The sequence below is a fragment of the Aequorivita sediminis genome (genome assembly GCF_032080575.2).
GTDB lineage: Bacteria > Bacteroidota > Bacteroidia > Flavobacteriales > Flavobacteriaceae > Aequorivita > Aequorivita sediminis.
Genome location: NZ_JAVLSO020000009.1, coordinates 26,506 through 41,143 on the forward strand (window position 1 = coordinate 26,506; position 14,638 = coordinate 41,143).

Here is a 14,638-nt window from a genome sequence, read left to right on the forward strand (position 1 = left end):
TTCTATACGTGAATAGCTCTATCATCAGTCGCGGCAAGTGCAGCTTCTTTTACTGCTTCGGCATACGTTGGGTGTGCGTGACTCATTCTAGCAATATCTTCGGCACTAGCGCGGAATTCCATAGCTACAACAGCTTCAGCAATTAAATCGGCAACTCTGGCCCCTACCATATGTACACCTAGTACTTCATCTGTGTTTTTATCTGAAAGAATTTTCACAAAACCATCAATATCGCCACTTGCACGGCTTCTTCCTAATGCCCGCATTGGGAATTGTCCTGCTTTGTATTCTACTTTAGCTTCTTTTAGCTGCTCTTCTGTTTTACCTACAGAAGCAACTTCCGGCCAAGTATAAACTACACCTGGAATTAAATTGTAATTGATATGTGGTTTTTGACCCGCAATAATTTCAGCCACTAAAGTTCCTTCTTCTGAAGCTTTATGAGCTAACATTGCACCTCTAACAACATCACCAATAGCGTAAATATTGCTAATGTTAGTTTGAAGTTGGTCGTTTACATCAATCATTCCACGCTCAGTAACTTTTACCCCAGCATTTTCTGCTTTCAGTCCATCTGTATAAGGTTTTCTACCTACACAAACTAAGCAGTAATCACCTTTAAAGGTAACTTCTTTATCTTTCTTATCGGTTGCAGTAATTACAACTTCTTTTCCTTTTTTAGAAACATCAGAAACTTTATGTGAAAGGTAAAATTTAACCCCTTGTTTCTTCATTGCCTTTGTAAGTTCTTTACTCTGGGCAGCGTCCATAGTAGGAATAATTCTGTCCATATATTCAATAACAGAAACTTCTGCACCTAAACGACGGTAAACCTGGCCTAATTCTAAACCAATTACCCCACCACCAATAACAACTAGGTGCTTAGGCACTTCTTTTAAACTTAATGCTTCAGTTGAAGTAATAACTCTTTCTTTATCTAACTTAATAAAAGGTAGCGTTGAAGGTTTACTTCCAGTAGCAATAATTGTATTTTTTGCTTCGATGGTTTCGGTTTTCTTGCCGTTAGTTATATCGATATGAGTAGCATCTTTAAATGAACCCATTCCCGTATAAACATCGATTTTATTTTTATCCATCAAATACACAATTCCTTTGGTAGTTTGATCTACAACAGAAGCTTTGCGCTCGATCATTTTCTTGAAATTAAGCTTAATATCGCCTGGAATTTCAATTCCGTGATCTTCGAAGTGCTTCATAGCATCTTCGTAGTGATGTGAAGAGTCTAATAAGGCTTTACTAGGAATACAGCCAACATTAAGGCAAGTACCTCCCAATACATCGTACTTTTCTATAATTGCGGTTTTCAAACCCAATTGTGCGCAACGAATTGCTGCTACATAGCCACCAGGACCAGAACCTATTACTGCTACATCATATTTTGACATCTTGTATGTGTTTTTTATTTGAAGATGCAAAGGTACAATACTGCTTAATAGTTTAAAAGTTTAGCGGTTTAAAAGTTAAAGTTTTATCATTAAAAAGTAATTGCTTTTATAATTTGACCACTCCTATAAATTTTCGCAAATTTGTGAAACAACAATAAAAAGACAATCATGGCATTTAAACCAGCAGATAAAATTCAAGATTTACAATACTTTGGAGAATTTGGAGGCGTTAACCCTTCTATATCAGACTCTTCTACTTACACATTTCTTTCCGCAAAAACTATGTTCGATACTTTTGAAGGAAATGCAGACGGATGTTATCTTTATTCGCGACACACGAGTCCATCAAATTTATACCTAGGGCAAGCTCTCGCTGCAATGGAAGGCACAGAAACAGCAAATGTTGCTGCAAGCGGGATGGGCGCAATAACTCCTGCACTACTACAACTGTGTAAAGCTGGAGACCATATAGTTTCTAGTCGTACTATTTATGGTGGGACTTATGCATTTCTTAAAAACTTTGCACCAAGACTAAATATTGAAACTAAATTTGTAGACATTACTAAACTTGATCAGGTTGAGGCAGCAATTACTGAAAACACTAAGGTTCTTTACTGCGAGACAGTAAGCAATCCACTTTTGGAAATTGCCGATATTGAAGGACTTTCTAAAATTGCAAAAAAACACAACCTTCAATTATTAGTAGATAACACTTTTTCCCCATTAAGCCTTTCTCCAGCAAAACTAGGAGCCGATGTTGTACTTCACAGTTTAACAAAATTTATAAATGGAAGTAGTGATACCATGGGTGGCGTTACTTGTGGTACCCAAGAATTTATTGATAGCTTACGAAATGTAAACGACGGGGCAAATATGCTTCTAGGTCCTGCAATGGATAGTATGCGTGCTGCTTCAATATTAAAAAACCTAAGAACGCTTCATATACGAGTTAAGCAACATAGCGAAAACGCTTTGTATTTAGCTGAAAAATTCGAGACTGACGGCTTAAAAACCGTATATCCGGGATTAAAATCGCATTCAGGACACGAGATTTATAAAAAAATGATGAATAAAGAATACGGCTATGGTGGAATGCTAACTGTTGATGCTGGCAGCATTGATAAGGCTAATGAATTAATGGAGTTAATGCAAGAACGCAATCTTGGTTATTTAGCTGTAAGTTTAGGATTTTATAAAACATTGTTTAGCGCTCCAGGATCTTCTACTTCTTCTGAAATTCCAGAAGACGAACAAAAAGAAATGGGATTAAGCGATGGATTAATACGTTTTAGCATTGGTTTAGATAACGACATTGAACGCACTTACACGATGATGCGTGAGTGCATGGTTAAAGTTGGAATTTTAAAATAAATTCTTATTTGTTTATAATTAAAAAGGGGAACAGACAATCTGTTCCCCTTTTTTAATTTGCGTAAGTTTTTTCAAAATCGTAACATTACATTCCTAAAATAAATCAAACTATGCAAAGCCAAGATATTAAGCCTACGGACCCAAAAAACGAAGATGCTGTTGAAAATTTTGAATTAAGTATATGGGAGGCTTTAATACCTGTGGTTGCATTAGTAATAATGCTTTTTTACAATGTATTTGTAGCTTATGGCGATGATGCTTTAAGTGGAAGCAACCAGTTTATACTTTTAATGGGAGCTGCTGTAGCAGCTATTGTAGGCTTCTTTAACAAAGTTAAATTCGACCAAATGATAGAAGAAGTAGCCTCCAATATTAAATCGACTGCTGGGGCTATATTAATATTATTAATGGTTGGTGCATTGGCAGGAACTTGGCTAATTAGCGGGATAATCCCAACAATGATTTATTATGGATTACAGATTTTAAATCCTACTATTTTCTTAGCTTCTTGTGTTATAATTTGTGCTGTTATTTCAGTTGCAACGGGAAGTAGCTGGACAACCTCTGCAACAGTAGGTATTGCCTTAGTGGGTATTGCAGATGCTATGAACATTCCCCTTGGAATGACGGCTGGTGCAATTCTTTCTGGAGCTTATTTTGGGGATAAAATTTCACCTTTAAGTGATACAACCAACCTTGCTCCTGCAATGGCAGGAACAGATTTGTTTACACATATTAGATATATGCTCTATACTACCGTTCCTACATTAACGGTAACTTTATTTGTATTTATAATATTAGGGTTGAATATTGATACTACAGGAACAGCAGATACGCAAGCCATTTTAGCTTCTGTAGAGAAATCTATAAATGTAAGCCCTTGGTTGTTTGTAGTTCCGATCGCGGTAATTGTCATGATTGTTAAAAAAACATCTCCACTTATTGCCCTATTAATTGGTTCCTTGCTTGGAGGTGTAGCCGCATTAATTTTTCAACCAGACATTGTAGCTTCTGTTGGAGGAGGAACTTCTTTAACTTTTGAATCTGGCTATAAAGGAATAATGAACGCAATAACCGTTGATAGTTCTATTGCGACGGACAATGAATCATTAAAGGATTTGTTTTCAGCTGGAGGGATGTCTGGCATGTTAAATACGGTATGGTTAATTATTTGCGCAATGACATTTGGAGGGATTATGGATGCAATTGGTGCATTATCGGCTATTAGTAGAGCGCTGTTGAAATTGTTTCACACTACCTTTGGACTTTTCGCCAGTACTGTTGCAAGTTGTTTAGCAATAAACCTTACAGCAAGTGATCAGTATTTAGCTATCGTTGTTCCGGGAAAAATGTATGCACAGGCATTTAAAGATAAAGGTCTTGCACCAGAAAACCTTTCAAGAACTCTCGAGGATAGTGGAACTGTAACTTCAGTATTAATCCCTTGGAATACTTGTGGTGCTTACCATAGTGGAGTTTTAGGTGTGGACACGCTACATTATGCAGGTTATGCAATTTTCAACTGGTTGAGTCCGTTTACTACTTTACTTTTTGCGGCTTTCAGAATTAAAATCAGACAGTTAGCTACAATAGAAACCGCATAATCGACTCATAGCTTTTTCTTATTGTTAAAAATTTAACCTATCGACAAAACCTATCGAATTATAAATTAATCCATTGAGGATCTCTATTAAATATTAGGGTTGTTCTTATCTTTGTAGAAGAAAATTATTAACCTTAATAAACAATAAAATTATGTCATTAGTAGGAAAAAATTTCCCAAACATCGCAGTAGACGCAATGAACGAAATGGGAGATACTTTTAAGTTAAATGTATTAGAAGAAGCAAAAAAGAATAACAAAAAAGTTTTGCTTTTCTGGTATCCAAAAGACTTTACGTTTGTTTGCCCAACTGAAATTCATTCTTTCCAAGAAGTACTTTCACAATTTGAAGATAGAAACACAATGGTAATTGGTGCATCTTGTGATACTCCAGAAGTTCATTTTGCTTGGTTAAACACTCCAAAAGATGAAGGTGGAATTGAAGGTGTTACTTACCCATTACTTGCAGATACTAATCGTAATCTATCTAACGCCTTAGGTATTCTTGATATTAAAAATGAAAAGTATGATGAAGAAACTGGTCTTTACACAGTAGAGGGTGATAACGTAACTTACCGTGCAACTTACTTAATTGATGAGGAAGGAAAAGTTTTCCACGAAAGTGTAAACGATATGCCACTTGGAAGAAACGTGAATGAATACCTAAGATTAGTTGATGCTTATACTCACGTTCAGAAGAACGGTGAAGTATGTCCAGCAAACTGGGAAGAAGGTAAAGAAGCAATGATTGCTAATCGCGAAGGAGTTGCTACATATTTAAGAAATTAAGATATGGTAGTAGAGCTAAAAGATGATAGCCTGCAGCAATTTGTATCTGAAGAAAAGAACGTAATAGTTCAATATTCTGCAGGATGGTGTGGCAATTGTAGATTGATGAAGCCAAAATTTAAAAAATTGGCGACAGAAACTGATGGTTACAAATTCGTTATGGTAGATGCTGAGAAGTTTCCTGAAAGCAGAAAGATGGCTAATGTGAATAATTTACCAACTTTCGCAACTTTCAAAAATGGCGAATTAGTAAACCAAGTTCAAACGAATAAAGTTGAACCTTTAAAGAGTCTTATAGATGAAGTTACCGGTAATTAGACATATTCAGCGAAACAATTCATCAGAACAGATAGAAAACTGTATTGAAGTTTTAGAATCGTTTAGCGAATACAATAGAATTTCAGATGAAGAATTGGACGTTATTGGAGAGCTTATCACCAACCTTTGTGGTGCGGTAGAAGTTCATAAAATGATTGAAGATGGAATGCCTGAGCGCGATGCTGCTAATGCATTTGCACAAAAAGTAATAGGCTCTATAGACCGATAATTTTACATTTTATAATTACAACAAAGGCCGTCTAAATTTTAGACGGCCTTTTCTTTTGTATAAAGTATAATAAACATACCTATCTTAACAGTCGAGTAAAAAACTCTTTTCTTTAAGAACTTGTTGATAGATTAACAAAAAACGAATTCTTATCTTTATCCCTCATTTAAAAGAAATACTATGGCACATATAAAATTAGGCGGAAAAGACATCGAAACTATTGGAAGTCTACCACAAATTGGAGATTCAGCTCCAGATTTTGAATTAACATCAGAAGATTTAGGCACTAAAAAGTTATCAGACTACAAGGGATCTCGAGTTGTAATGAACATCTTCCCGAGTATTGACACTAATGTTTGTGCTACCTCGGTAAGAAAGTTCAACGAAAAAGCTACTGGTTTAGACAATACAAAAGTGTTGTGCATTTCAAAAGACCTTCCATTCGCTCATAAGCGTTTTGTAAGTGAAGAAGAATTGAGAAACGTAAATAACCTATCAGACTTTCGCACTGGAGAGTTTGGAAAGAAATATGGAGTGGAAATGACTACTGGCGCTTTAAAAGGTCTTCATTCTAGAGCAGTTGTTGTTTTAGATGAAGAAGGAAAAGTAATCCATAGTCAACTAGTTCCAGAGATTGGAGAAGAACCAGATTATCTTTCTGCACTAAAAACACTTTTATAATGTGGGAAACCTTTTTAGGTAAACGCCTTAAAGGGGCTGGCTATGCTATAAAGGGCGCTTATTTATTGCTTCGCACCGAACCAAGCATTCAAGTTCAAGCTATAATAGGTGTGTTAATGACTATAGCAGGTTTCTATTTTAAAATTTCCACTACGGAGTGGATGTTTCAGATTTTTGCGATAGGGTTAGTTTTAGGTCTAGAGGGGCTAAATTCGGCAATTGAAGGAATAGCAGATTTTATTCACCCTAATTTTCATACTAAAATTGGCTTTATAAAAGACATTGCTGCAGGTGCAGTATTCTTTGGTGCAATTACTGCTGTAATTATAGGATGCATTATTTATATCCCAAAATTTTAAAAATTCAGATTAATTTCCTTTATTTTAGAAGTTTATACCCGTATAATATATAAACTTCTAACATTTAATATTTAAAACAATTTAAAAAATTTGAAGTTTACATTTTGAAAATTACAAGTTCTATATTTGTATTTTTGCAAAAAAGACAACTGTTCCATTAATGGCCAAGAAAAAGAAAAAAACCGCCAAGACACCGCCAAAAAAAATAAGTTTTAAGTTATCTAAACAACAGAAAATAATTTTAGGTAGCTTTTTATTTTTGTTAGGGGTTGCTCTTTTGATTTCATTTACCTCGTATTTTTTTACTTGGAAAACCGATCAAAGCGAAATTGGTATTTTTAACGAACGCGAACTTCAAACAGAAAACTTATTAAATAAGTTTGGAGCCAATATAGCTCACTTTTTTATATATGACGGGTTTGGAATAGCTGCCTATTTTCTAGCTATTCTCATTGGTCTTACAGGAGTGTATTACTTCTTTGATTTTGATAAAAAACAACTGTTAAGATTCTGGTTCTGGGGATTATTATTAATGTTATGGTTCTCCATATTCTTCGGTTTCTTCAATGAAAAAACAACACTCTTTAGTGGAATTATTGGTTACGAGGCCAATGATTATATGCAAGATTACTTAGGGTTAATCGGAACAATATTAGTGATGACATTTATCCTTATAATCTATCTAGTTGTCCGCCTTAAACTTACTCCGGAGACAGTAATTGGCGCGCTTAGAAAGTCTAAAAACGAGATAATTTCAGAATTCAAATCAAACGAAACTACGCCAAAAACTAAAATTTCTGAAGAAGGCAAAAACACAATCACTTCTAATACAGAAGAAGTATCAAAACTATCAAAAGAAGAAACTGTTGAGGTTGTGGAAAAGCCAACTTCTACTCCACCCTCACCTCCTAAAGAAAAAATTATTTTAAAATCTGAAACGGAAGGTGATGTTGATATGGAGGTCGAACAAGCAGCTGAAGAAGAAGAGGTTGACACTTTAAGTGAAAAGCTTGTAAAAGACTATGGAGAATTCGACCCTAGATTGGAATTGAGTAAATACAGATTTCCAACGCTAGAGTTATTGCGCGACCATACCATCGGTGGAGCAATTACCATAGACCAAGAAGAACTTGAAGAAAACAAAAATAGAATTGTAGAAACGCTAAACAATTATAAAATAGGTATTGCAAATATTAAAGCAACTGTAGGGCCAACCGTAACGCTTTATGAAATTGTACCCGATGCTGGCGTTCGTATTTCTAAAATTAAAAACTTAGAGGATGATATTGCACTTTCACTATCGGCTTTAGGAATTAGAATTATTGCCCCAATTCCAGGACGTGGTACTATAGGTATTGAAGTCCCAAATAAAAACCCTAAAATAGTTTCGATGCGTTCTGTAATTGGATCGGCAAAATTTCAGAATGCTGAAATGGAACTGCCAATTGCTTTTGGTAAGACAATTAGCAACGAAACTTTTGTAGTTGATCTTGCAAAAATGCCTCACTTACTTATGGCTGGAGCTACAGGTCAAGGTAAATCGGTTGGACTTAATGCAATTCTTACTTCCCTCCTATACAAAAAGCATCCAGCTGAAGTAAAATTTGTTTTAGTAGATCCAAAAAAGGTTGAACTTACGCTATTCAATAAAATTGAACGTCACTTTTTAGCTAAACTTCCAGATTCAGAAGAAGCGATTATTACTGATACAACTAAGGTTATCAATACTTTAAACTCACTTTGTATTGAAATGGATGCTCGTTACGATTTGCTAAAAGATGCAATGGTGCGCAACATTAAAGAGTACAATACCAAATTCAAAAACAGGAAACTAAACCCTAATGAAGGGCATCGATTTTTACCGTATATCGTATTAGTTATCGATGAGTTTGCAGATTTAATTATGACTGCAGGAAAAGAAGTTGAAACTCCTATCGCTCGACTTGCGCAGTTAGCTCGTGCTATTGGAATTCACTTAATAGTAGCTACACAGCGACCATCAGTAAATGTTATTACTGGTATTATTAAAGCAAACTTCCCTGCAAGAATTGCATTTAGAGTAACAAGTAAAATAGACTCCCGTACCATTCTGGATAATTCTGGAGCCGATCAACTTATTGGTCGTGGGGATATGTTGTACACTCAAGGGAATGAATTAACTCGTTTACAGTGTGCATTTGTTGATACACCAGAAGTTGATGACATTACAGATTTTATCGGTTCGCAAAAAGCATTTCTAGATGCCCACCTTCTCCCTGAATACGTTGGAGAAGAAGGTGGCACAACTCTTGATAATGACATAGAGGAACGCGATAAACTGTTCCGTGAAGCAGCCGAAGTTCTTGTAATTGCGCAGCAAGGTTCCGCCTCATTACTACAGCGAAAGCTAAAGTTGGGGTATAATAGAGCTGGTAGAATTATAGATCAATTAGAGGCAGCAGGAATTGTTGGCCCTTTTGAAGGCAGCAAAGCACGATTAGTTTTAGTTCCAACTATTGACGCATTAAATCAATTATTAGAAAACGAAACAAAAAACACCTAAAATGAAAAACATAAGCATTATTTTAATAGCTCTTTTTATCACTACATTTACACAAGCACAAGATGCCAAATCTTTACTTAAGGAGGTTTCTGAAAAAGTGAAAAGCTATGACAACATAGCCATAGATTTCAAATACAACTTAAACAATTCAAAAGAAAACGTAAATCAAGACACTCGTGGTGACGTAACACTACAAGGTGACAAATATGTTTTGAATATGTTAGGGACAACCCGAATTTTCGACGGTAAAAAAATATACACCATCGTTCCTGAAGATGAAGAAGTAACTATTTCTTCTTACAACCCAAAAGATGATAAGGAAATTACTCCTTCAAAAATGTTGACTTTTTACGAAAACGGTTACAACTACAAAATGGACATTGTTCAAAATGTAAAAGGAAGAAAAATTCAATATGTAAAGTTGATGCCAATCGACTCTAACGCAGAAATTAAAAATATTCTTTTGGGGATTGATGCGCAGACAAAACACATCTACAAATTGATACAAACAGATAACCAAGGAACAAAATACACTCTAACAGTTAATTCTTTTAAGACAAACTTACCTGTTTCAAAAACCTTATTTACTTTTGACGAGGCTAAGTACAAAAAAGACGGCTACTACATCAATAACCTATAAGCCCTTATAAGTGAAGATACTTGACAGGTACATATTAGTAACATTTTTGAAGACGTTTATAAGCGTCTTCATTATTTTAATGTTCATTTTTGTGCTTCAGACCATCTGGCTTTACATCTCCGAACTTGCAGGGAAAGATCTTGACTTTTGGATTGTAATGAAGTTTTTATGGTTTGTATCTCCAAGATTAATACCCTTAGTTCTTCCGCTTACTGTTTTAGTAACCTCTTTAATGGTTTTCGGTAGTTTTGCTGAAAAGTATGAGTTTGCTGCCATGAAATCTACTGGAATTTCGCTACAGCGAGCTATGGGAAGTGTGATTGGCTTTATAGGAATCCTTGCTATTACTGCATTTTTCTTCGCTAACAATGTTATTCCATATTCTGAATATAAATGGCAAAATCTAAGACGAAATATTTCTCAGTTTAAACCTTCTATGGTTATTTCTGAAGGACAATTTAGTCAGATTGGAGATTTGTTTAATATAAAGGTGGAAAAGAAAACTGGCGATCGCGGTCAGTTCTTAGAGGACGTTGTAATTCATAAAAAGAATGAAGATAGACCTACGGGTAACTTTACTGTTATTATTGCAAATAAGGGTGAGTTAGCCAGCGAAGAAGGTAGTAATACACTTTCCTTAATTTTGAAAGAGGGAAACTATTACGAAGAAATTCAATCAAAAAAACCTGCCACCAAAAAGAGAGAACCTTTTGCTAAAAGCTACTTTGAAGAGTACGCAATAAATATTGACCTTACCGAGTTGAATGAGAAAGATATTGATAAGGACAATAATATCGACAACCAGAATATGTATAACAGTAGCGAATTAAGAGTTGAAATAGATTCGCTCTCAAGAAGTTATTCAAAAGATGTTGAATCGTACACAAAAAATATGTACTACCGCAGTGGAATTGAAAAATTCAATGATATCAATGTAGATGACTCTTCTGTACCTCCTGCCATTAATAGCATATTAGAAATTTACAATCCTACTCATCAACATCAAATTATAAAACTAGCATTAAACAACGCCAAAGGAACTGTTCAAGCGATAGATGCTAAAAAGGTTGAATTCAGAAACAAAACAAAGCGACTCAATAAAACGGAAATAGCCTTACACGAAAAATATGTTTTAGGATTCGCTTGTATCATTCTCTTCTTTGTAGGAGCTCCGCTTGGTGCTATTATCAGAAAAGGCGGTATGGGATTGCCTATGGTGGTAGCAATACTACTATTTTTAACCTATCATTTTATTGGTATTTTTGCTAAAAACAGTGCTGAAGATGGAACGATGCATCCATTTATTGCTACTTGGTTAAGTACCGCAATTATGTTCCCATTAAGCATATGGTTAACCTATAGAGCCACTACAGATCAAGGAATATTCGACTTCGACTCATTCATTCAACGCATTGGACGATTGTTCTATTTTATTAAAAAAAAGAAGTAGGTTTTCCTTACAAATTCAATTAGGATTTCATCATTCTCAATCCCAATAAAGAATACCTCATTCTCATGTTTATTTATGGGCGTTTCCATTATCTTTGCACTCACAATTTTAAGCTATGATTTCTACAAATAAAGAAAATTCAATTCAACTCAACACCATAGAAGAAGCCATTGAGGATATCCGCAAGGGTAAAATAATTATTGTTGTTGATGATGAGAACAGAGAAAATGAAGGTGATTTTATTGCGGCTGCCGAAATGGTATCGCCAGAAATGATAAATTTTATGGCCACTCACGGCAGAGGGCTTATTTGTGCATCTTTAACTGAAGAAAGATGTAACGAACTTGAATTGAATATGATGGTTGAAAACAACACTGTTTTACATCATACTCAATTTACAGTATCTGTAGATTTAATTGGCCACGGTTGTACTACAGGAATTTCGGTTCACGATAGAGCAAAAACTATTAAAGCTTTAGTAGATGAAAATACCAAGAGTCACGATTTAGGTAGACCAGGGCATATTTTCCCATTGCGCGCTAAAGAAGGTGGTGTATTAAGAAGAACAGGACACACCGAAGCTGCTATAGATTTAGCTAGACTTGCTGGCTTAAAACCTGCAGGGATTTTAGTTGAAATTCTAAATGAAGATGGTACAATGGCAAGACTTCCACAACTAATGGAAGTTGCTAAAAAATTTGATTTAAAACTTATTTCTATTGAAGATTTAGTGAAATACCGAATGGAGCACGATTCTTTAATTGAGAAAAAAGAAGATTTTAAAATCAACACTAGATTTGGAGAGTTTAGACTTAGAGCCTACAAACAAACAACAAACGATCAAATACATATTGCACTTACCAAAGGAAACTGGAAAGAAAACGAACCTGTTTTGGTTAGAGTAAATGCTACCCTAGTAAATAGTGATATTCTAGGAACATTAACCAATAATGCAGAGCAAAAATTGGACGACATGTTTAATGTGATTAACAAGGAAGGGAAAGGTGCTATTGTATTTATCAATCAGCAAAGTCAATCTTTAAACCTTTTAAGCCGTTTGAAAGATTTAAAAGAAAAGCAAAAACCAAATGAAATTGCTAAAGCTCCAAGAATTGAAATGGACAATAAAGATTTTGGAATTGGCGCACAGATTCTTCATGATTTAGGAATTCATAAAATTCGTTTGATTTCAAATAGCGAACAAACTAAAAGGGTAGGAATGATTGGTTACGGTTTAGAAATTAAAGAATACGTTTCATACTAAACCTTCATTTATTAAAAACCAACAAATAGAGCTGTCAACCAATTTTAAAGTTTTATTTTCTTAAATATAGTCACTTCAAAATAAAGTTTTCAGAGTAATCAAAACATTTTAAAGGCATTTTGTATTTTAGCCAAAACACCAATTAAAAAATGGATTTAGACTTCAATAAAAACGAAGACCACAATAAGTTACTGGTTTCAGATTTAAAAAATAAACTTGCCAAAGTAAAGCTTGGTGGTGGTAAAAAAAGAATAGAAAAACAACACGCCCAAGGCAAATTGACTGCCCGCGAACGTATTGACTACCTCTTAGACCCAAACAGCCCAAGTATTGAAATTGGTGCCTTTGTCGGTGATGAAATGTATGAGGAATACGGGGGTGCTCCAAGTGCAGGTGTAGTTGTTAAAATTGGTTATATTAAGAAAAAACAATGTATAGTTGTTGCCAATGATGCTACTGTAAAAGCTGGAGCTTGGTTCCCAATTACTGCTAAGAAAAACTTACGCGCACAAGAAATTGCCATAGAAAACAGACTTCCTATCATTTATTTAGTGGATAGCGCAGGAGTATTTTTACCAATGCAAGATGAAATTTTCCCAGACAAAGAACATTTCGGACGTATATTTAGAAACAACGCAGTAATGAGTAGTATGGGGATTACTCAAATTTCTGCTGTTATGGGAAGTTGTGTTGCTGGTGGTGCTTATCTGCCAATTATGAGCGATGAAGCTTTAATCGTAGATAAAACTGGAAGTATCTTTTTAGCGGGAAGTTATCTTGTAAAGGCTGCAATAGGCGAAAGCATCGATAATGAAACTCTGGGAGGTGCTACTACTCACTGTGAAGTTAGTGGTGTTACAGATTACAAGATGAAGGATGATAAAGAAGCTTTAGACACTATTAAAAATATTATGTCTAAAATTGGATCTTTTGAAAAAGCTGGTTTTAATCGCGAGAAGGCTGTAAAACCAAAAGAAAATCCTCAAGATATATACGGTATTTTACCTAAGTCTAGAAGTGAGCAATACGATATGCGTGAAATCATTAAACGCCTTGTAGACGATAGTGATTTTCAAGAATACAAGGAAGGCTACGGACAAACTATCTTAACCGGATATGCGAGAATTGATGGTTGGGCAGTAGGTATAGTTGCTAACCAACGAACCTTGGTGAAAACTACTAAAGCTAAAACTAAACCTAGCGAAATGCAGTTTGGTGGAGTAATATATAGTGATAGTGCAGATAAGGCAACTCGTTTTATCGCTAACTGCAACCAAAAGAAAATTCCATTAGTTTTCTTACAAGATGTAACAGGATTTATGGTTGGTAGTAAAAGCGAGCATGGCGGAATTATAAAAGATGGCGCCAAAATGGTTAATGCTGTAAGTAACAGTGTTGTTCCTAAGTTTACCATAGTAATAGGAAATAGTTACGGTGCAGGAAACTATGCCATGTGTGGAAAAGCGTACGACCCGCGATTAATCGTTGCTTGGCCAAGTGCCGAATTAGCAGTAATGAGTGGTAATAGTGCAGCAAAAGTACTTTTACAAATTGAAACCGCTTCCCTAAAAAAACAAGGAAAAGAAATTACTGAAGAAGTAGAAAAAGAGCTTTACGACAAAATTAAGGCGCGTTATGACAAGCAAATTTCTCCTTATTACGCAGCTGCGAGATTGTGGACAGATGCTGTAATCGATCCTTTAGATACGAGAAAATGGATTTCTATGGGAATTGAAGCAGCAGACCACTCACCTATTACAAAACCATTTAATCTTGGAGTACTTCAAGTATAAGAATCTGGTTTAACTATAGCACTAAACATTATATACATACTGGCTCCGATTCGCATAAAATTGAATCGGAGTCTTCTATTTAAATCAATAACAGCAAAGTGAGCTTTTATCCTTTGATTTAAAGAATCTTAATAGATAAACTCACACCAAAAACATTCTTGCATTTTGTATATTTGCAACTTAAATTTTTTGAA

General features: G+C 35.1%; 13 protein-coding genes. 12 read left to right on the plus strand and 1 reads right to left on the minus strand.

Features of this window, described 5'->3' with window-relative positions; translation table 11 throughout:
* Positions 1–2: 2 nt before the first annotated feature.
* A complete protein-coding gene (gene lpdA, locus RT250_RS11995; RefSeq protein WP_313115023.1) occupies positions 3–1,406 on the minus strand; it encodes a dihydrolipoyl dehydrogenase in 1,404 nt (467 codons plus the stop codon).
* 168 nt (positions 1,407–1,574) lie between these two features.
* On the opposite strand from lpdA, the gene RT250_RS12000 reads away from it, so the two are divergent.
* The 12 genes from RT250_RS12000 (at position 1,575) to RT250_RS12055 (ending at position 14,444) form a co-directional block, all read left to right on the plus strand.
* Positions 1,575–2,777 (plus strand): aminotransferase class I/II-fold pyridoxal phosphate-dependent enzyme, encoded by a 1,203-nt coding sequence (locus tag RT250_RS12000; protein WP_313115025.1) that lies wholly within the window; start codon positions 1,575–1,577, stop codon positions 2,775–2,777.
* 110 nt (positions 2,778–2,887) lie between these two features.
* Positions 2,888–4,381, plus strand: coding sequence for a Na+/H+ antiporter NhaC (gene nhaC, locus RT250_RS12005; protein ID WP_313115026.1), 1,494 nt, complete (start codon positions 2,888–2,890; stop codon positions 4,379–4,381).
* Between the two features lie 151 nt (positions 4,382–4,532).
* Positions 4,533–5,168 carry a peroxiredoxin gene (locus RT250_RS12010; protein WP_313115027.1) on the plus strand — a complete coding sequence of 212 codons (636 nt, stop codon included), beginning with the start codon at positions 4,533–4,535 and terminating at the stop codon, positions 5,166–5,168.
* A 3-nt stretch (positions 5,169–5,171) separates the two neighbouring features.
* Positions 5,172–5,486, plus strand: coding sequence for a thioredoxin family protein (locus tag RT250_RS12015; protein WP_313115029.1), 315 nt, complete (start codon positions 5,172–5,174; stop codon positions 5,484–5,486).
* A complete protein-coding gene (locus tag RT250_RS12020) occupies positions 5,467–5,715 on the plus strand; it encodes a DUF6952 family protein (protein ID WP_313115030.1) in 249 nt (82 codons plus the stop codon). The genes RT250_RS12015 and RT250_RS12020 overlap by 20 nt, the downstream gene beginning before the upstream one ends.
* Positions 5,716–5,895: 180 nt before the next feature.
* Positions 5,896–6,396, plus strand: a complete 501-nt coding sequence (gene tpx, locus RT250_RS12025; RefSeq protein ID WP_313115031.1) for a thiol peroxidase — start codon at positions 5,896–5,898, stop codon at positions 6,394–6,396.
* Positions 6,396–6,755 carry a diacylglycerol kinase family protein gene (locus RT250_RS12030; protein WP_313115032.1) on the plus strand — a complete coding sequence of 120 codons (360 nt, stop codon included), beginning with the start codon at positions 6,396–6,398 and terminating at the stop codon, positions 6,753–6,755. The genes tpx and RT250_RS12030 overlap by 1 nt, the downstream gene beginning before the upstream one ends.
* 160 nt (positions 6,756–6,915) lie before the next feature.
* Positions 6,916–9,297, plus strand: a complete 2,382-nt coding sequence (locus tag RT250_RS12035) for a DNA translocase FtsK (RefSeq protein ID WP_313115034.1) — start codon at positions 6,916–6,918, stop codon at positions 9,295–9,297.
* Between the two features lies 1 nt (position 9,298).
* Positions 9,299–9,937 (plus strand): outer membrane lipoprotein periplasmic chaperone LolA1, encoded by a 639-nt coding sequence (gene lolA1 / locus RT250_RS12040; protein ID WP_313115035.1) that lies wholly within the window; start codon positions 9,299–9,301, stop codon positions 9,935–9,937.
* 10 nt (positions 9,938–9,947) lie between these two features.
* Positions 9,948–11,387: an LptF/LptG family permease gene (locus RT250_RS12045; protein ID WP_313115036.1), complete on the plus strand. Its 1,440-nt coding sequence runs from the start codon at positions 9,948–9,950 to the stop codon at positions 11,385–11,387.
* Between the two features lie 115 nt (positions 11,388–11,502).
* Positions 11,503–12,651, plus strand: a complete 1,149-nt coding sequence (gene ribB, locus RT250_RS12050; RefSeq protein WP_313115037.1) for a 3,4-dihydroxy-2-butanone-4-phosphate synthase — start codon at positions 11,503–11,505, stop codon at positions 12,649–12,651.
* Positions 12,652–12,800: 149 nt separating this feature from the next.
* Positions 12,801–14,444, plus strand: coding sequence for an acyl-CoA carboxylase subunit beta (locus tag RT250_RS12055; protein ID WP_313115038.1), 1,644 nt, complete (start codon positions 12,801–12,803; stop codon positions 14,442–14,444).
* The last annotated feature ends 194 nt before the right edge of the window (positions 14,445–14,638 follow it).

Coding starts and splice junctions, on each gene's coding strand:
- lpdA (WP_313115023.1), bottom strand. CDS start 1,406: ATGTCAAAATATGATGTAGCAGTAATAGGTTCTGGTCCTGGTGGCTAT.
- RT250_RS12000 (WP_313115025.1), top strand. CDS start 1,575: ATGGCATTTAAACCAGCAGATAAAATTCAAGATTTACAATACTTTGGA.
- nhaC (WP_313115026.1), top strand. CDS start 2,888: ATGCAAAGCCAAGATATTAAGCCTACGGACCCAAAAAACGAAGATGCT.
- RT250_RS12010 (WP_313115027.1), top strand. CDS start 4,533: ATGTCATTAGTAGGAAAAAATTTCCCAAACATCGCAGTAGACGCAATG.
- RT250_RS12015 (WP_313115029.1), top strand. CDS start 5,172: ATGGTAGTAGAGCTAAAAGATGATAGCCTGCAGCAATTTGTATCTGAA.
- RT250_RS12020 (WP_313115030.1), top strand. CDS start 5,467: ATGAAGTTACCGGTAATTAGACATATTCAGCGAAACAATTCATCAGAA.
- tpx (WP_313115031.1), top strand. CDS start 5,896: ATGGCACATATAAAATTAGGCGGAAAAGACATCGAAACTATTGGAAGT.
- RT250_RS12030 (WP_313115032.1), top strand. CDS start 6,396: ATGTGGGAAACCTTTTTAGGTAAACGCCTTAAAGGGGCTGGCTATGCT.
- RT250_RS12035 (WP_313115034.1), top strand. CDS start 6,916: ATGGCCAAGAAAAAGAAAAAAACCGCCAAGACACCGCCAAAAAAAATA.
- lolA1 (WP_313115035.1), top strand. CDS start 9,299: ATGAAAAACATAAGCATTATTTTAATAGCTCTTTTTATCACTACATTT.
- ribB (WP_313115037.1), top strand. CDS start 11,503: ATGATTTCTACAAATAAAGAAAATTCAATTCAACTCAACACCATAGAA.
- RT250_RS12055 (WP_313115038.1), top strand. CDS start 12,801: ATGGATTTAGACTTCAATAAAAACGAAGACCACAATAAGTTACTGGTT.